This window comes from Rhizobium sp. USDA 3886 (assembly GCF_056279785.1).
Map to the genome: position 1 here is coordinate 176148 of NZ_JBWCDC010000002.1, position 17075 is coordinate 193222.

14 protein-coding genes and 3 pseudogenes are annotated in these 17075 nt (G+C 58.5%); 11 read left to right on the forward strand and 6 right to left on the reverse strand.

The genetic code is table 11. The features are described 5' to 3' along the window. Complete coding sequence (locus ACZ9BX_RS21050) at window positions 1-441, forward strand: Gfo/Idh/MocA family oxidoreductase (protein WP_165928370.1); 441 nt, start codon at window positions 1-3, stop codon at window positions 439-441. Here the strand turns inward: ACZ9BX_RS21050 and ACZ9BX_RS21055 are convergent. From ACZ9BX_RS21055 to ACZ9BX_RS21070, 4 genes and pseudogenes are all read right to left on the reverse strand, one after another. Beyond that, window positions 344-934: pseudogene (locus ACZ9BX_RS21055) on the reverse strand (carbon-nitrogen hydrolase family protein); the annotation flags it as partial. The gene ACZ9BX_RS21050 and the pseudogene ACZ9BX_RS21055 sit on opposite strands and share 98 nt — an antisense overlap. A gap of 3 nt (window positions 935-937) precedes the next feature. Then, a complete protein-coding gene (locus ACZ9BX_RS21060; RefSeq protein ID WP_132568885.1) occupies window positions 938-1270 on the reverse strand; it encodes a hypothetical protein in 333 nt (110 codons plus the stop codon). Between the two features lie 14 nt (window positions 1271-1284). Continuing rightward, window positions 1285-2403 carry a 5-methylcytosine-specific restriction endonuclease system specificity protein McrC gene (gene mcrC, locus ACZ9BX_RS21065; RefSeq protein WP_132568884.1) on the reverse strand — a complete coding sequence of 373 codons (1119 nt, stop codon included), beginning with the start codon at window positions 2401-2403 and terminating at the stop codon, window positions 1285-1287. Continuing rightward, window positions 2400-4685 (reverse strand): AAA family ATPase, encoded by a 2286-nt coding sequence (locus tag ACZ9BX_RS21070; protein ID WP_132568883.1) that lies wholly within the window; start codon window positions 4683-4685, stop codon window positions 2400-2402. Before ACZ9BX_RS21070 ends, mcrC begins: the two co-directional genes overlap by 4 nt. A gap of 509 nt (window positions 4686-5194) precedes the next feature. Here ACZ9BX_RS21070 and ACZ9BX_RS21075 point away from each other — a divergent pair. Continuing rightward, window positions 5195-6532 carry a hypothetical protein gene (locus tag ACZ9BX_RS21075; protein ID WP_132568882.1) on the forward strand — a complete coding sequence of 446 codons (1338 nt, stop codon included), beginning with the start codon at window positions 5195-5197 and terminating at the stop codon, window positions 6530-6532. 38 nt (window positions 6533-6570) lie between these two features. Here the strand turns inward: ACZ9BX_RS21075 and ACZ9BX_RS21080 are convergent. Further along, window positions 6571-7272, reverse strand: a pseudogene (locus tag ACZ9BX_RS21080) (ArdC family protein); the annotation flags it as partial. Window positions 7273-7274: 2 nt separating this feature from the next. Here ACZ9BX_RS21080 and ACZ9BX_RS21085 point away from each other — a divergent pair. From ACZ9BX_RS21085 to ACZ9BX_RS21120, 8 genes and pseudogenes are all read left to right on the forward strand, one after another. Continuing rightward, window positions 7275-7865, forward strand: a pseudogene (locus tag ACZ9BX_RS21085) (CapA family protein); the annotation flags it as partial. Window positions 7866-8006: 141 nt separating this feature from the next. Next, window positions 8007-9233 carry a peptidase T gene (pepT, locus tag ACZ9BX_RS21090; protein ID WP_476220157.1) on the forward strand — a complete coding sequence of 409 codons (1227 nt, stop codon included), beginning with the start codon at window positions 8007-8009 and terminating at the stop codon, window positions 9231-9233. Between the two features lie 1311 nt (window positions 9234-10544). Continuing rightward, complete coding sequence (locus ACZ9BX_RS21095; protein ID WP_132568960.1) at window positions 10545-10748, forward strand: cold-shock protein; 204 nt, start codon at window positions 10545-10547, stop codon at window positions 10746-10748. Window positions 10749-11035: 287 nt separating this feature from the next. Beyond that, a complete protein-coding gene (locus tag ACZ9BX_RS21100) occupies window positions 11036-11296 on the forward strand; it encodes a hypothetical protein (RefSeq protein WP_132568959.1) in 261 nt (86 codons plus the stop codon). Window positions 11297-11472: 176 nt separating this feature from the next. Beyond that, on the forward strand, window positions 11473-12513 hold the full coding sequence (gene ligD / locus ACZ9BX_RS21105; RefSeq protein WP_132568958.1) for a non-homologous end-joining DNA ligase: 1041 nt from the start codon (window positions 11473-11475) through the stop codon (window positions 12511-12513). A 175-nt stretch (window positions 12514-12688) separates the two neighbouring features. After that, window positions 12689-13159, forward strand: a complete 471-nt coding sequence (locus tag ACZ9BX_RS21110; RefSeq protein WP_087006347.1) for a transposase — start codon at window positions 12689-12691, stop codon at window positions 13157-13159. A gap of 302 nt (window positions 13160-13461) precedes the next feature. Further along, window positions 13462-14058 (forward strand): hypothetical protein, encoded by a 597-nt coding sequence (locus ACZ9BX_RS21115; protein WP_087006344.1) that lies wholly within the window; start codon window positions 13462-13464, stop codon window positions 14056-14058. 233 nt (window positions 14059-14291) lie between these two features. Next, window positions 14292-14525: a hypothetical protein gene (locus ACZ9BX_RS21120; protein ID WP_087005425.1), complete on the forward strand. Its 234-nt coding sequence runs from the start codon at window positions 14292-14294 to the stop codon at window positions 14523-14525. 165 nt (window positions 14526-14690) lie between these two features. Here the strand turns inward: ACZ9BX_RS21120 and ACZ9BX_RS21125 are convergent, their stop codons facing one another. Further along, entirely contained in the window at window positions 14691-14912 is a 222-nt protein-coding gene (locus ACZ9BX_RS21125; protein WP_027511223.1) for a hypothetical protein, read from the reverse strand. Between the two features lie 946 nt (window positions 14913-15858). Between ACZ9BX_RS21125 and ACZ9BX_RS21130 the strand changes: the two genes are divergently transcribed. Beyond that, complete coding sequence (locus ACZ9BX_RS21130; protein WP_132568689.1) at window positions 15859-17055, forward strand: ROK family protein; 1197 nt, start codon at window positions 15859-15861, stop codon at window positions 17053-17055. The last annotated feature ends 20 nt before the right edge of the window (window positions 17056-17075 follow it).

Sequence of the window (17075 nt, forward strand, 5' to 3'; positions counted from 1 at the left end):
ATGACGGATCTCGCTGTCTTCGGCGCGGGTCGTATCGGGCATGTGCATGCGTTGAATGCCGCCAGCTTGCCTTCGGTGCGAGTAAAGTACCTCGTCGATCCGGTCGCAAGCGAGCAGCGGGCCGGTCTTGCGGTAAGGATCGGGGCGGACATCGTCTCGGCCGATACCGTGTTTTCCGACGCGTCGGTCGACGGGATCGTCATTGCCAGCTCGACCGATACGCATGCCGGGCTGCTCCTTCAAGCCGCCCGCGCCGGCAAAGCGATCTTCTGCGAGAAGCCGGTCAGCCTCGATTTCGTAACGGTGGAGGCCGTCACCACGGCTGTCGAGACCTTTCGACGCGCTATCGGTGACAATCGCCGCAGGGAATATCGAAGCACAGCAATCCTGGTTCGCCAAGCGGTAGTTGCGCCACAGCTTCACCTTCAGGATTCAAAATAGCAGTTGGTCCCCAGGCAACCCGCCCATCGCGCTCGCCGGTGACATCTGAGGACACGAGCCACAACCCCGTCTCTTGGCATCGATCGGCTCGTACGGCATTGTGCAAATCCTTGAAAACTTGCGCCCTCTGCCGTGGCATCACAATCAGCGATGCCCCAAGATCGGCGACCTTCCGCGCCGCCTCGGGAAAGTTGGTGTCGTAGCAGATGTTGATCCCGAAACGTAGGCCATCGACTTCCAAGACAAGGGTTTCATTTCCCGCGTCGAACACCGCCCGCTCGCCATCGAGAAGGTGCTGCTTGCGATAGTGACCGACAACGACCCCGCGTTTCACAACAACGGCGGTATTGAATATTCGCCCATCCTCTATTTCGATTAAACCGAGGACGATCATCGGCCGCGCTTTCGAGAACCGTCTCAACACGGAATTGAAGACATCTGATCGGAGATCGACGGCGACACGACGAGCGGACGGTTCGTCAGTCAGATAGCCGCCTTACCAGAACCGCCATACTATATGGTTAGCTTCGGCGACAAGCTTCTTGGGGAGATCGTCTTCCGACAATTCCTGAAGTTCCTTAAATGCAGCAATCTCATCCTCTGCCAGCGAAAGACGCTCCTCCCAGCTATCGGTGAGATCGTTCACATGCTTTAGAATCTCTTTCTTGACGCTAACTGCCGCCCCGAAATCGAAAACCTGCAAAGCGCGATACGCGTCCACCTCCGTGGCGACAGCATCCTTGATCAAGTCTTCCTCATCGCCCCAGCCGTCTTCCGCGGCTTGCCGCATGGCAGCCAGCACAGTCTTCGGGATGTCACCGTAGTTCATTTTTTCTCCCATCTTTACGTCTTGCCCGGAGACGGGACGAGTCCACGGAGCCGATCCAGAACGGCCGATACAGGCTGCGAGAGATCGACTGTGGCGAAGCGGATATTGTGTCCTTGAATGCTCACCGCTTCATCCACATCACCGTCCACGGTCGGATGAAGAAACAATCCCGAAGAGGTCAGAGAGAGCGCATCCTCCGCCCGTTCCTGGCTGCGAAGATAGGCGTACATCTGATAGATGTAGCCGCTTTTCAAAACGGCGGCGCGGTGTTGCGACCGGCCAAAAACGGACGTGAATTTGGTATCGATGATGAGGCGCTGCTCTAGCGCCGGGCGTTCTAAAATGATGTCAGAGATCATCCCTGGCATTATCGCCGCGATCCCCGGGGTCTCGGAGTCAATCTGCCATTTCAGAGACTTTCCCTGGTAAACCTTCCAGCCGAGCTGTGGCAGCTCGATGGCGTAGAAATTGCCGATCGCTTTCTCAAACAAATGACGGACAAGCACGACATCTTTGTCGACACGGGTCAGCGCATGGCCGCCTGAATCCTCAGTGGGCAGCACCAATTCAAACACCAGCCTTGCAAGGGTCACCATCAACAGATCGTCGGCATCGTGCCGGCCGATACGGTCTGCACTCAACTCGGCGCGGGAGGGTGGCAGCCCGCTTACGCCGTGCCCCCCCAAGTCACCAGCCAGACGCCCGCAATCATGGGCCAAAACCCAATCATCGACACGGCTTGCGAGAGCGTCCAAGGCGGTACGCACAAGACGGTTGCGCGGCGTGTCGAACGTGAACTCTTCAAAGCGGCAAGCGATCATGCCCTTGCTCAGTAGATCACCTGCGAAAGTATCGAGAATGTCGATGCGCCCTCTTACGCGCGTGAGTACCGCTTGTTTTTGCACATAGCCGCGGCTCAGATTCCGCCGTAAACGCCGATCAACCGCGTAGCAGAGAATCCTGGCGATCAAGGAAGGGAAGTCCGGCGCCTCCTCCACTGCAGCTTCATGCCGTCCATGGAATCGCGCAAGATTGTGGGCATAAAGAAAGAGCAGCCAGATGTTGCGAACAGGGATGCGCGCGATCAGGCGGCTTTCTGCTGCTGGCGTTTCAATCGTCCCGGCCTGCATCATAGGTCTGCGAGCAGCTTTTGCTGTGCTGCGTTGACCTTCTCTGGCGCGTCGAACCAATACTCTTCGAGCAGCGGCACGATCTCCGTGCGAACGATCTGCCTAAACCAATCCTGCGCATATCCTGTCAGAGCGCCAGAAGGCGTGACATAGCTATGACCGATCCGATATTGCTGCCCTAGCGCACGATCCTGGCCGATCTCCTCGTTAAGAGTGTTCATGCGCTTTTCGACAAGCGCGACGAAATCGTCTGTCAGACCACATTTGTTGACACACCATGCGCGCCAGAGCCCATTGAGCTGCGGTTCAAGGCCGACAAACGCAAACCGGCGACGAAGCGCCAAGTCCACGAGGGCCAGCGACCTGTCGGCGATATTCATTGTGCCGATGACATAGAGATTACGCGGCACATAAACCCGCTCGCCAGGCGCGCGCCGATAGGCGAGTTCCATGGCCTCTTCCCGGTAGCGCTTGGTATCCTCAAGAAGCGTCAGCACTTCCCCGAAAATCTGCGCCGGATTTCCACGATTGATTTCCTCAATCACGAGGACGAAAGGCCGATCGGGTTCGGCTTTCGCGGCCTCCACGATTTCAAGGAACACGCCGTCGATCAAGGCGAGTTTGCCATCACCCGACGGACGCCAGCCGCGGATGAAATCTTCATAGGATAAAGAGGGATGGAACTGCATGACGCGCAGCCGGTCGCGCGTGACCTTGGGGTCTTTTGATCCGAGCAGGACATAGGCAAGCCGTTTAGCCAGCCATGTCTTGCCAGTCCCGGGCGGCCCTTGCAGCACGAGGTTGCGCTTGCTTTCGACGCGGCCCAGAATCCGGTAGATCTCCTCGCGTGCCAGGAAGCAGCCATCATCAATGATGTTGTCGACCGTGTAAGATGGCGCTGCTGCTTCCTCTTCGGTCTCAAGAACATCGTTGTCGAAGAGCTCGTGGAGGGTGTTGGTCTCCTGCTCCGGGCCGTACTTCTTCGCAAAGTATGGCTGCTTGATCCAGAAATCATAATCCTGTTTGGCACCGGCAAAGGCGAAGGCGACCAGCCTGCGCGCCATCTCGTCGTCGGGATCGGCTTCGACTAACGTCACCCGGTAGGTGTAGAAGAACCAGTCGCGCGGCGGATCGAGCACTTCCCAATCGACTTTGACGGTCTTTCCGTCGCCCATGTTTTCGGTGATCGTCCCGATCGCTTTGATGCGCATGCAGGACACGGGCTGGCCGCGGTTATCGAATGGCAGATTGTGCTTGCGTACGAAGGAGGATTTTATGGCGATTTTATCGCGGGCCTTCATGCGCCGGATTTCGTCGGTGAACTTGTTGTGCAAGCCGTTCTGCCAGATGCCTTCAGAATAAAAGCGTTCCGTCTGGTCGTCGTTGCCTCCCCACGCGGCTCCTACAAACCAGAACTGCCGCTCCGGATCGGCAAACAGCTCGTGTCCGGCAACTATGTCAGGCGCTGCTTGTTCATCGATTTCATCATCGGTGGTGCTGAACTGCTTGCGAACATCTTTGAACAGGGCCAGCGCCTGCGCATGAGTCAAAGTTGTTTCAAGTCCTTCGGGTGTAAGAGCCCATACACCCCGCTTGCTGCCGTCGATCAGCCCTGCTTTGGCCAGATAAAAACGCGCCCAGCCGACCTTGTTTTCAAACCTTGACTGGCCGCCCTTCGTGACAGCGGTGATCTCATCCGCCGGAACATCGAGGTTTTCCTTGATCCATTCAAAAACTTGTTCGGGGTTTGCTTTCCCGCCAAAGGACTGAAGGGCGGAAAGCACAGGGCCGAAATACCGAACAAAGCGAGGCCCGCCAGGATCATCATCATCGTCGATCTCGACGGCCAGTTCATCGGGTGCCGTCTTTGCCCATTCAAAGACGGCCTGCTGCTGCTCTCGCAGAAATGCCTCCGGATCGTTGACCGGGATGCCAAGTTTTTTGACGGCGCTAATGAACCCGGTGAGGGACTCTCCCTCCAATTTCCCCGTGTCTAGATTGTTCTTGTTGACGACGATGGCCGAGATCAGTGGCCAGCCACGGTCATGTGAAATTTTGACAAGCTGGTCGAGCTGCAAGGGCAGCGGGCGTCGGGCGATCCGCCATTCGACATTGCTGGCAGCCGCGACATCTCCGTAGGTTACAAATCGGCCCTGCCGTGCGCCGTCGAGAATAGCTTTATAGCTTTTATTTATGTTCAGGCTCATTGATTCCCCCGTAGCGGCCAATAGTGCGGATTCATCGTGTCGAGAGCAAGCAAAGGCTTGCGCTATTCTCGTTTTCATAAGTTGGCAAATTTACCTGCTTCGTCTGGAGCCATCCGTCACCCTCACCGATGAGGGGTGACGGCTGAGACAACGAAGCACAATCCGGCCGTGCTTTGGTGGTGGGCTCCCGAGCCCTCTTTACCTGCGCGAAGGGTCGTCACCCGCAAGGGCGGAGACCGGGCAGCGGGGCTCCGGGCAAAAGCCTAGAACCTGACCCGCCGAAGTCCGGCGCAGGCGGGACGCGCCCTAATGCCGCGCACCATCCTGACCGGAATCCGCGGGCAGCGATGTAGCAGATGCTCCTGCGCTACACGCCGCGCGCAGATCAAGCGGCGACAGCGCGTCCTCGACGGCCCGCGCCATGGCCCTCATGCAGCACCTCGTTCTCCCGCTCTTCATCCCGCTCCCGCTTACTGGCTGGCGCTCCTCGCGCTCCCGCAGCGAGTCCTGATACCGGTTCTTAGCCTTGCGCACCGACGCCTTCGCCCACGCGGCGAAAGCTCCAGGTTCAATGCCGGCATGTGCTCATGCCGGGCCCGATTCACCATCCGCTGCTCGCGCACGCGCCTTTCTTCAAGCGCCCGGCGCTCCCGCGCTTCAACCGCGCCCAGAGGCTTGACCTTGCGGGCCATATCCAGCACCTGCATTTTATGACGGCGCTGCAAGGCCTCTGCCTGCCCGCGCTGCGTTTCACCGAGTGCCTGCTTGCGCTCTCGAAACGCCAGATATTTCTGCGCATCCCTGTAGCGCTGCACCCGATCAATGATCGCGCTGACGCCCGTCACGCGGCCCAGGAACGCCGCCAGCCCCGTCGGCCGCGCCTCCTGCCGCTGCTGCCGGACGCGGGCCACATCGGCAAGATACTCGGCGTGCGGCACCTGCCGCGCACCCCGATGCGCCTGCATCAGCGCCGCGCGCTCCTGCTGCCGCGCGCGCCGTCCTTCCTGCGCCCGCGCCAGCTGCTCCTGCTCCTGCCCGTCCTCGCGCGCTTTCGCAAACGCCTCCCGCGCCTTGCGATGCTGCGCCGCCAGCGCCAGCGCTTCCTCCACGCTCGGCAGCGATTCCGGCGGGAACTCCGCCGCCAGGAACGCACGAATGCGGGCGAGGATGATCCGTTCGCCCTGGAGCTGGCGATGCTCACGAATGCGGGTCGCTTGCAGCGCACCACCGACACCGCGCATATCGGCAAGGTGATCGAACAGGCGGCGCGCGATTTCTTCGAGCGACCGCCGAACGAGCGTGCGGGTGTTCTGTCAACCACGCGCCGTCATAGAAAGCTGCTCGACTATCAGGCGATGGGCCGCGTGCTCGAACGGCACAACTTTGACCTCTCCGAACTCAAGACGGCCCCCCGCGGGATGACGATCTACATGATTCAGGAATTCAACACGCTGCTCGGGTGCGTGATGGCTGCGGGTGTGGTTGCCAAAGGCCCGATCAGCTTCTGCTTTCGCGAGACGGCCCGGGAAGTCGCAAGAGTCCGCTTCACGGAAACCAGCATTGGGATGAGCTGGAACGGCCAGTGGCGCACATTCGACCGCCATCATACGCATCGTTTCGTGCTGCTGGAGCACGACAAGACGCGCGCTGAGAATGACGACCTCGACTTCCAGCAGCGCCAGGGTTCCGTCAAAGGTCAGGCGAAGCCCATCACGCGGTACTACAGCGCCGCCTTCATCGTGGCGTTCGAGTATTTCGGCCAGCGCTTCGACATTGCCGAAGTGATGGGCCGCAAGGAAGCTGCGGCCATCGTGGCGCGGCTCGCCCTTTGCGATGAGATGATGAACGGCATCGTCAACCGCAAGCCGACGGTTGTCCAGAAGCCCGAAGACGAGTGGCAGGAACTGCCGGGCGGACTGTCATGAGCCGCGAGGATTCTGCCATGCTTGCGAAAGACCGCCGCTTACACGGCGGTCTCCCGGGCGGCACTGAAGTGCGCCAGATAGTCAGCGGCACGTTGCGCATGCGCAGCGGCGGTGAAGATCGCCCGCTTGTCCTCCTTCAGGACAGCCAGCCAGTGGCCGATATAGGCCGCATGGTCGGCACGATCCTCAAGGCGCAGGCCCAGGTCAGCGCAGAGGAACGCGGCACCCAGCTCGGCCACGAGCTCCTCGCGGGCGTAGCCGTCATCGCCGAAGCGCTTGCGGCCGAAATCCCGGTCAAGCCGGGTCGCATGCCGTGTCCAATGCGTCAGCTCGTGGGCCAGGGTGGCGTAGTAGGACTGCGCATCACGGAAGGCCTCGAAAGCAGGCATCTGAACGTAGTCGAGTGCCGGGCTGTAGTAGGCGCAATCGCCACCATGGCGGATGTCTGCCCGCGTGGCGGCAAAGAAGGCCTCGGCACCTTCATTCTGTTCATCCAGGTTCCGGATGATTTCGGCGCGGGCGTAGAAGTGTCCCGGCAGGTCTTCGATCTGCTCGACATTGAAGACTGTGTAGGCCTTCAGGAAGGGAATGGCCCGATCGGTTTCATCGCCCGTGGCCTCGTCAGTTTCGGTGCGCCGCATTGTGTCCGCGTAGACAACCGGCGCGCCCTTCTCGCCCTTGCGGACATGGCCACCCAGTTCGATGGCCTGCTTGAAGGTCATCCAGATCGGCGCGGCGTAGTGCGCGTGCGGTCTTCAGGCGATCGGAAAGGTTCGGACGCAGCGTCAAGATCGATGAGGCCGATCTTGCCAGGAACCTCGCCTCGATCGCGGCTGCGGCCGCCGACCGATCTCTGGTGGTCGCCTATCTCCACCATCACCATTGGGCGTCCGACTGGTATCAGGTCCCCGACTGGGTGAGTGGCGTTGCCAAACGATGCATCGATGCTGGTGCTGCCATGTTCGTGAGCCACGGTGCGCCCGTTCTCCAGCCGATCGAGGTCTACCGGGGTCGGCCGATCTTCTACAGCCTGGGGAATTTCATTTTCCACGTGCGTTCGGAGAAGTCGACCTGGACGGCACCCGAAGTCTGGGAGAGCGTCATCGGCCTATGCTCGTTCGGCGAAGACAACCGACTTATCGAGATCACGCTTCATCCCGTCATCATCGGAGGCGATGAAGCGCTGACTGACGGGGTGCTGGAACGTCGTCTGGCGCCGCATCTCGCAGCAGGCAAAAGCGCCGAACGGATATTGCGCCGATTTTCGGAACAATCGGCGAGGCTCGGCGTCGACATCGAGGTTTCCGGCGATGTCGGTGTCATCAGGTTTTAGCCTGCAGCGCGCCGTACCAAGGAGTTCACTGGTTAGCTCCGCTGTCCACCACGACAGCGGAAGCGGCAGTGAGCCGGCCCATCTCAGATAAAAACGTCGGCCGACAAGGGCCGGAACTTCTTCAGGACGAGGATGATGAACATGGAAGTTCAGGAAGAACTCATCAGCCGGTTTCTTCGCTATGCCGCGATCGAGAGCCAAAGCAACGGCCGCTCGCAATCCTTGCCGTCCTCACCCGGACAGGCTGCTCTTGCCACCTTGCTCGTCGACGAGATGCGCGCCGTAGGACTGGAGGACGTCCTCATCGACGAGCATGCCATCGTGACGGGAGTCAAACGTGGCAACCGGTCTGAGGTACCACGGATCGGCTTCATCGCGCATCTCGACACGGTCGATGTCGGCCTCTCGCCCTTCGTCCGCCCACAAATCCTTCGCTTCGAAGGCGAGGACCTTTGCCTCAACGCCCGAGAAGACATCTGGCTCCGGGTCGCCGAACATCCGGAAGTTCTTGACTGGTTGGGGGAAGACATCATCGTCGGTGACGGCACCAGCGTGCTCGGTGCGGATAACAAGGCCGCCATCGCAATCATCATGACGATGCTTGCCCGGCTCGATCAGCAGGTCGGCCACGGCGACGTCTTCATCGCCTTCGTGCCGGACGAGGAAATCGGATTGCGCGGCGCCAAGGCGTTGGACCTCTCCCGCTTCCCTTGTGATTTTGCGTACACGATCGACTGCTGCGAACTTGGCGAGGTGGTCCTGGAGACATTCAACGCTGCATCCTGCGAGATCGTCTTAACCGGCGTCAGTGCGCACCCGATGTCCGCAAAGGGAACGCTCGTCAATCCGCTGCTGATGGCGATGGACTTCATCTCCCACTTCGACCGCGAGGAGACGCCTGAATGCACGGAGGAACGCCAGAGCTTTTTCTGGTTCAAGGACCTCACCGCCACCGACAGCGAGGCAGTATTGACGGCATTGATCCGGGATTTCGACACAGATGGCTTCAATCGGCGAAAACGCCGGATCGCCGAGGTCGCGGAACAAATGCGATCACGTTATCCCACCGGGAATGTCCGCTACCAGGTCACCGACACCTATCGAAACATCTCCACGAGCCTCGCTCGCGACGATCGTGCCGTCGCTCTTCTTTTCAATGCCATGGAGGATCTCGGGATCGAGAAAAAAGTGATCCCGATGCGCGGCGGCACCGATGGCGCGGTCCTCTCGGCCAGAGGGATACCGACACCGAACTTCTTCACCGGCGCCTACAACTTCCATTCACGTTACGAGTTTCTGCCGGTACCAGCATTCGAAAGGTCGTTGGAAGTTGCGCTAAAAATTTGCCAATTGGCGGCGAGTTGCTGAGAGTGTTGCAAGCCGATGGCTGACTACTGTGAACTGGTTGATCTTCTAGGCAGCGCCTCAGGCAGCATTATTCGCGAGGATATCCAAGTTCTCGACGATGAAATTGCCGATCAGGATTTTGAAGCCGACGACTAGGAACATTTGACCTTGCCAAATGTTCAGCGGAATGGATCGTGCGGCCAAACTCTCCTGTAACCGTGCTTCCGCCCTTTGCACGTGGCTGCGCGGTCCACCTCGATTCTTCACGCATTGGTATCTTACCTTACGGAAGGCTTTTTGTGTGCTGGCGGAACGCTCTCGGCAGTTAAGTCGTTGAAATCGCGGATTGCGCGGCCATCCACAAACGCGCATCCGGCCGGCGACCTGGCCCTGTGCTGAACACCCCGTCTGTCAGGGCCGTTTTTTGTCCGGAACCGCACTAATACCTTTGGGCTAATTTACCGGGAGATAGTCTCGCCCATTTTATAAGGGCCGCGCACCCCTATGAGCGGTATTCGTCACTTTTCCCTTTTGCCCCGCCGATCGACCGCGGGGCTCTTTTTTGCCAATCGCCTTTCACGAACGCCGCGCAAGTTCCCGCTACCTCCCGCGAACGATCCCCTAGCCGCCGGATGGCATCAGTGAAGGTGACGCCCATCGCCATACCGACGAGGAGTATGAAGAGGACAACCAAGGAACATTCGACCTTCTCGAACGTTGGGTGGACTGGATCGTGCGGCCCCCACCATCCCATGACCGTGCATACGCCCTTTGCACGTCGCTGCGCGATCCACCTCAATTCTTCGCGCATCGGCAACCGCTTTTGTGCGAAATCGCACTAATACTTTCAGGCTGGTTTACCGGCAGATCGTCTCACCCATGTAATAGAGAGCCGCCATTTTGCGCGGCGAGATCATCACTTTCCTCTGCCCCGCCGATCGACAGCGGGGCTTTTTTTGAACATTGCGTCTGGAACTTCGCGCGGCACGAGATGTTAGGCACCATCACTTTGGCTACACTTTCAATGACATCTGGGCCTGCGCACGTCAGACGCGGACGTCTTCGGAGTCGCACTTAGTTTGAGATTTTCTTCACCGCGAATCTCAAATTATCTGCCAAATTAGATCTCAACAGCCGCATTCTTACGTTTAAGTGCCAACCGACACCTTCGCCAGCATCGACCCCAAGCACGAAAGGCCCCGCGTGGGCGGCTAAGTGCTCCAGAAAACTCCGGCTACTTAACAGCGAAATCTGACACGCCATTGATAGCGAGAAGATTGCACTATAGATTTACAGGCGCGGCAATCGGCCGCCCTATCATCAGGAGCTTTCATGCCTACCGGGACTGTAAAATTTTTCAACGAAGACAAAGGCTTTGGCTTCATCACCCCCGAGAATGGCGGGACGGACGTATTTGTGCATGTCTCCGCTCTGCAACGAGGCGGATCTTTGAAAGAAGGACAAAGGGTAAGCTACGAGCTAGGCCAGGACCGCAAAACTGGAAAGTCGAAAGCGGAAAACGTCAGCGCGCTCTGATCAACGTTTAAGACGGTCGGAGTGAGCTGCCGGCATCCTAATGAACGACCGCCGGCCTCTCGGACCTCGTCGAATGCAGATGCAAAAGCATGACGCCATGCTTGAGATGGAGTTCGGCGGGCTCATATCCCTCCTCCAATCGCTTTGCCCGCCCGGGTCACGCTCGCCATACAGTCCGAAATTCGGAACAACTCGGGATGCTCGCTCTAAGATGACAAGTCAGACCGAAAGTTGCTAAAATCTCGCCATCTCGCCATCTCGCCATCTCGCAACGTGCAGGTCTGGTCATGTCGAATATCATGCACAACCAAATTATCGCTCTTACCGATGAGTTTATCGAGCGCGTGCGCGCGGATGACGAAAGATCGTTCGGGCTCAGAGAGTTTTCGGTATTTGCCAGCGGCCGTTTGGGCTATGAGGCGACGATGTGGGATCCGGACCTGGAGGGCTCCTTGATCAAGCGGTTCAACGATCATTACGATCTGGTCAGGCAGCCGCTCGGCATGAGATGGGACTTTCTAAACGGCTACGTGGAGAGACATCTCTGAGCCCGCTCCGCCGCGACCTCGTCGGCAATCGGCAAGCCCTGCAATTTTCTAGGCGTTAAGAATTTGATTGCGCCATCGGCCATGCGTCCGACCATTTGCATTTCGGCTTGTATTCTTCCGATGCCATCATCTCAAATGCCATTTTCTTTTTATGCATTCCCTGATGTAATCGTCGGATGGTCAAATCTCCGCCACCAAAACCGCTGCTCGCCACCGATATGCCGGTTCGTTCAAGAGCCCGCAGGCCGCGAGATCCGGCCCAGCCGAACCTTCCCCTCGATTCCATGCCCGCGCGCATCGAGCCATGTCTGGCACTTGCAAAAGCGAAGCCGCCGAAGGGACCAGACTGGGTCTTCGAAATCAAATGGGACGGGTATCGTCTCGCGGTGCACATCGAACCCAGGCGCGTCCGGATCATCACGAGAGGCGGGCATGATTGGACGCATCGCTTTCCGGCAATCGCAGAAGCCGCAAAGCAGCTCGGCGTAGCTACTGCGATACTTGACGGCGAGGCAGTCGTTCTCGACGAGCAGGGGCGGCCGAATTTCGGATTGCTGCAGCAATCGCTTGGCGGGCGTGGCGGCAAACGCACGTCCGGCGAAGCACTCTTCATGGCTTTCGACCTGCTCTACTTCGATGGACATGACCTCACCGAGGTGGAATTGTCCGGCAGGCGTCATCTGCTCGAAGACCTGGTCGCCGGCAAGGAGGGCGACATTCGACTTTCCGAAGAGGTCGAGGCAGACGGCGATCAACTGCTTGCTGCCGCGTGCGCGCACGGCCTCGAGGGCATCATCGCCAAGAACCGGCACAGCACTTACCGCTCCGGCCGCCTCGGCGATTGGTTGAAGATCAAATGCCTCCAGAGCGACAGCTTTGTGATCGTCGGCTATGAGCAGTCCATGGTCGCGCGGGCCGGAATCGGCTCCCTGCTGCTTGCGGCGCGCAAGGGCGATGGGCTCGTCTATGTCGGGAATGTCGGGACCGGCTTCAAGGAAAGTGTCGCATGGGCGCTGCGCTCTATGCTCGATCGCCTGACGGTGAAGAAGCCGCCCGTCGAATACAAGGACCGATCGAAGGGCATTGTCTGGGTGCAGCCGACGCTGATTGCTGAGATCGAATACCGGGCATGGACGCACGACGGCAAGCTCAGGCACTCGTCATACAAGGGGCTGCGCGAGGTGCAGGACAACGCCGCGATTTACGAAATCGAGTGACCCAATCGAGAAGCACTATGCTTCAGCGATCTTACGCGCCGTCAGATTGTCTCCTGCATGCCATCTCGAGCGCGTCCAATTACGTTCGACTGCCCGCAAAGATGAGGCTGGCGGTAGTGTTGACTCTATAGTCCGTTCAGCCGAGAACAGGCGATGAAATAGAGGGGAAATAATGATGGCTGATGAGAACAACATAGGACCGGTTGCTGCAGTTGAGACGACGGAGGTGGAGGCAAAAACACCTGCTGCCAAGAAGCAGAGGTCGCCACAGCGCCCGACGACGGCCGTCGAACCGGCGCGATCTGCATCAAAGGCAGATGCTGCAAAGTCGCAGGTCACCAAGCCACGGGCATATAGCGAGCAGGAAAAAACCGGCAAGCTCAAGCTGATCGAGACGGCAGTCACCGAAGGAAAGAGCAGCCTCAAGGACGCGATCAAGACTGCCGGCATATCGGAGCAGACCTACTATAACTGGAAGCGGAGCGCGACGCCAGCTGTTCAGAAGAACGAGAAGCCGGCTCCGGCCAGCGATGAGCTGGCAGATCTTGTTCAGCTCGAAGAGGAGAACCAGAAGCTTCGCAAGCGTCTGGCGGAAAAGTTGCGCGCGGAAAATACGGAACTGCGCAAGAGGCTCGGGCTGGATTGATTCACGAGCGGGGCCGTGCAGGCGGTCATTTTCTCGACTGGCCGCCTGATTGCGTAACGCCGGAGACTGGGCTCGCCTCCAAATCCCGCCGATAGGGCGAGCGATTGCTGGGCGAATATTTCCTGCGGATAGCTCCTCAAAGCCCGTTGACTACGAGGTTGCCGACGCGAAGTATTCGTCGTTGTCTCGCGCGCTGGCCAGTTGCAGCGCCCGGTGAGGCGATATATAGGCCCCGCCGGGCAGGAACGCAGTGGCGCCAGTCGGCGCTGGCTGTGCTACGAGTTGCTTAAGGTTGAAATCATATGAAAACGCCACAACGGAAATTCGTTGTTGAATTCAAGTCGGGTCGGCGAGCGATGAAGGCCCGGACCAAATCAATTTGGGGTGACACTGATCTCAAAGCCCTCGCCCGTGAAGCGGAAGATAGCGCACCGCATCCGTTCAATTCAGATGGAGCACCCGGTACGCCTGACCAAGGTCGAGAAATGCCGTGTGATCCGATGAACCCGGGTAACGCTAGCGAACACGCAAGTGAGGCCATCGTTGCAGGCACGGCGACACCATCGGGCAACGGCGCAGTCGGTGAAGTGCCAAATCAACATGAGGCCAGCGTACTTGCCGCCGAAGTTGTTGCGCAAGTGCCGGAGAGTAAACCAGGGCCGCAGCCTCGGACAACGTCAACGGGTACTCCTCGAAAGCATGTTAAGCGCGGTCCCATTGCGATGGTCAGGAACAAGCCCCGAAGTGCGGAATCCGTGACTGCTCGGGATGTGATTTCCCTTGAGGAAGTAGCTACCCTTGATGCAGAGAATAAGCGGCTCAAGAAACTACTGACTGAACAGCTCCATCGACAGAACTTGCAGCTCAAGAAGATGCTTGAGCGGTATGATGTCACGTAAGCTGCTCCGAGAAATGTCCCGCGCCGGGGCGAGGCCGTGGTTCTCGATACTGCCGGTTTCGGCGATGAGACGCCTGCAAACAAGTAGTGGAAGCGACCCAGGCTAAGGCAGATGCGCGATGACAGCCGAGGGATCCTCATGTATGGTTGCCGCCCGGCGGGGTGCCGGCATCAAGGAGGACTTCGGTCCGATGCACGGTTCAATGGTAGCGTGGGCAAAGTGGGAGTTCGCGGATGCTTGAGTTGTCGGCCTTGGAGCCTGAATGCTTCTACTGGGCAAGACGCAGGGAAACCGGAGGCGCCTGGGAGATCGTGCAAATTTCAACGGTGTTTGGCGCCGCTCGCGACTATTGGACCGTCGCCAGGACCGGATCGGATGTCCACCAGATGGTGGACGACTACGAGTTTCTGGTGAGAATTGCACTGCCGGAGGCCGATATTACTCCTCTATCGCAGGCCGCCGAGTAAGCACCGACGGTGGAAAGGCCGACTGCGGCCTGCAACCGTGACGAATTCTTTTTTCTCGGATGTGCGGTTGGGGTCTTCGGTCAATCAGGCGGGGCAGACGACTTGGTGCGCGTCGTTGTCAGAGATTTCGGTACGACGCCGAGCCGCAGCCGGCCGGTTCCAACCCTAGCGTACCGCTACCGACGCTCCTTCGCCTTCAAACTGCTCATCTGCAATTGCATCGTCGAGGACCTGGATGTCCTCGCGAACAATGCTGCTGAGACTGCCTAGAAGGTCAGCCAGTTCGAAGTCACGATCCTCTGCGGCCTTTGCGGCTCGTGCCTCGGCCTTGGCGACGTAAAATTGGAAAATGTGCCGCTTTCCGTTCAGCTCTTCAAAACTCGACATGACAATGGTCCTCTTCGTCGGTGTTGCGCATAGGCATACTCGCTGTAATGGGAAGAGCAAAGCCCTCCCGCGCCATATTGGATAATGCGCGATTTATGGCGGCTGAATTCCTACGTCTTTTCCATTGGTCGTGAACTCCAGCCATCTGAGGAGCGAATCCATCCAATCCTCTTCGTGGTGGGAGGCGGGACGACCTTGCGCGGTTGGAGCAAGTTCAGGCATGGTGACGTCAGGTTTGTCTTCGACCTGTGCAACCAGGAAGTCCCGATAGGGCGACAGCTTTCCTCCACCGGCCGTCCTTGTCCGGCAGGCGTTATCGTGCCGGTTCGGTCTCGGCGCTGCAGCGGTTTGATCGCACTGCTGTCGCTGATAGCGAAATGCCGGGCAGCGGCGCGGCGTGATTGGCCGCTGGCGAGCGTCGAAACAACGCGCCGACGAAGATCAACAGAATGAGATTTTCCCATGTGATTCACCTCCAAAGGCAGTGAAACACAGCGATACCCGCAAGAAAACCCATTCGATTCTCAATTCAAGTGCGGTGCTCGAGGCATCCATGTGGCAGCAAGGTTGGAATGTCCGTTTGTGTGCAAAGTAGAAGTGGCATTTTGGGCGTCTTCAGCCATTCAGAAATGCGACACCCGAGCGCCGACGACCAGCACAAGCTTTCGATTGCTCATATCGTCCTCCCGCGGTGGCGCAAGGCGTCGAGTAGGTTGGATTCCATTTGCGGTGCTCGTTGTTCAAACAGTTTTATGGCGTCAAGTTGGTCGTCCACAGAGAGGAGCTCGCCAAAGCAGTCTCGAGGTTACTTGCCGAAGACATGCCTTGCCATCCCGCCGAAGTGATCAGCCATCGAGATGTGATAACACACTTGACCGCCCATTTATTTTCGGCTAACTGATTTTTACTTTCTGTAAAAATAAAACGTCTCTAGGGAGCAGATGCGTTGAAGCCGAACCGTAGCCGACGCGAGACCCGTGCGGCGACCCTCAACTACATTTGGTGCAATGGTGGCGCCTACAGACCTGATTTGGCTGAGAATCTTGTACTGACTGATGCAAGTATCTCCCGGATTGTAGCCGAGCTGAAGTCAGAGGGCGTGATCGCCGAGACGCGCCATACGGCGCCTTATCAAGGCGGACCGAGCGCGTTTTTTACATTGAGTAAAAATAGGCATGTCGGTGCGATTGAGGTCTCCAACAATTCAATCCACGTGGGCGTGGCAGCGGTGACCGGCGAGCCGATATTCATCGAACGTCTCCCCCTTGTCGACGGGGCGGATCCGCTGGTCGTGGAGGATGCCATGTCAAAGGCGGTAGGTGCATTGGCCAGCGGCTGCGCCAGATACGGCACACAACTCGAACAGATTGCCGTCGCCCTCCCCGGATATGGCGTCGGGCGCATCACGAACCCGATCATACCGCTTAACACAGGAAATTTACTCAAAAGCCTAGAGCATGCATTTCCAGACGTGGCCACGGAGATTGCCAACTCAATTGCTGCGCGTGCGATCGCCCATCGTACCCGAATGCGGGTCGGGCATCTCGGAAGTCCCAGCTTTTATGTGTTCGTCGGCCATGGTGTGGCGGCAGCCGTCGTCGATGAGTTTGCTGAAAGCGGAGACGTTACGCCCTGTGAAATCGGCCATATGGTCTTTGATCCGAAGGGTCCTAAATGTCGCTGCGGCAATTTCGGTTGCGTCGAAACCTATCTCTCCACTGCCGCGATCGCGCCGTGCCTGAAGGTTGAAGAGGTCGCTATTTTGGACCTCGGCGACAAGTGGCCCGAGCGCATTCCCATCGCGTCGAAAGCGGAAGCAGAACTTGGCGAGCGGCTGACTCGCTTGGGTCTTACCATCGGCAATGCGCTGAACATCGTCCAGACCCGTCGTGTCCTGGTTGGTGGATGGCCTGTCGGCCTTGGGAACAAGAGCATTGCCGCTATCCGCAAGGGCATAAACGCCTCGCTGTTCGGTGGGGCCGACGATGTCGAATTGCGGCTGGTGGAATCGGAGTTGGGTCGGGAGCCTTCTTCGGCCCTGTCCCTTGCGACTTTTGCATATCTGCGCCGCGGAGGAACATCGTCACAGGTTGCAATAGTGAAAAATGCGACTGCGGGAAACATTGCCGGCGTGCAGGACTAACTTCAAACGGGAGGATCCGA

Coding starts and splice junctions, on each gene's coding strand:
- ACZ9BX_RS21100 (WP_132568959.1), top strand. CDS start 11,036: ATGTCGAATATCATGCACAACCAAATTATCGCTCTTACCGATGAGTTT.
- ligD (WP_132568958.1), top strand. CDS start 11,473: ATGGTCAAATCTCCGCCACCAAAACCGCTGCTCGCCACCGATATGCCG.
- ACZ9BX_RS21115 (WP_087006344.1), top strand. CDS start 13,462: ATGAAAACGCCACAACGGAAATTCGTTGTTGAATTCAAGTCGGGTCGG.
- ACZ9BX_RS21075 (WP_132568882.1), top strand. CDS start 5,195: ATGCCGGGCCCGATTCACCATCCGCTGCTCGCGCACGCGCCTTTCTTC.
- ACZ9BX_RS21120 (WP_087005425.1), top strand. CDS start 14,292: ATGCTTGAGTTGTCGGCCTTGGAGCCTGAATGCTTCTACTGGGCAAGA.
- ACZ9BX_RS21070 (WP_132568883.1), bottom strand. CDS start 4,685: ATGAAAACGAGAATAGCGCAAGCCTTTGCTTGCTCTCGACACGATGAA.
- ACZ9BX_RS21125 (WP_027511223.1), bottom strand. CDS start 14,912: ATGTCGAGTTTTGAAGAGCTGAACGGAAAGCGGCACATTTTCCAATTT.
- ACZ9BX_RS21060 (WP_132568885.1), bottom strand. CDS start 1,270: ATGAACTACGGTGACATCCCGAAGACTGTGCTGGCTGCCATGCGGCAA.
- ACZ9BX_RS21050 (WP_165928370.1), top strand. CDS start 1: ATGACGGATCTCGCTGTCTTCGGCGCGGGTCGTATCGGGCATGTGCAT.
- pepT (WP_476220157.1), top strand. CDS start 8,007: ATGGAAGTTCAGGAAGAACTCATCAGCCGGTTTCTTCGCTATGCCGCG.
- ACZ9BX_RS21110 (WP_087006347.1), top strand. CDS start 12,689: ATGGCTGATGAGAACAACATAGGACCGGTTGCTGCAGTTGAGACGACG.
- mcrC (WP_132568884.1), bottom strand. CDS start 2,403: ATGATGCAGGCCGGGACGATTGAAACGCCAGCAGCAGAAAGCCGCCTG.
- ACZ9BX_RS21095 (WP_132568960.1), top strand. CDS start 10,545: ATGCCTACCGGGACTGTAAAATTTTTCAACGAAGACAAAGGCTTTGGC.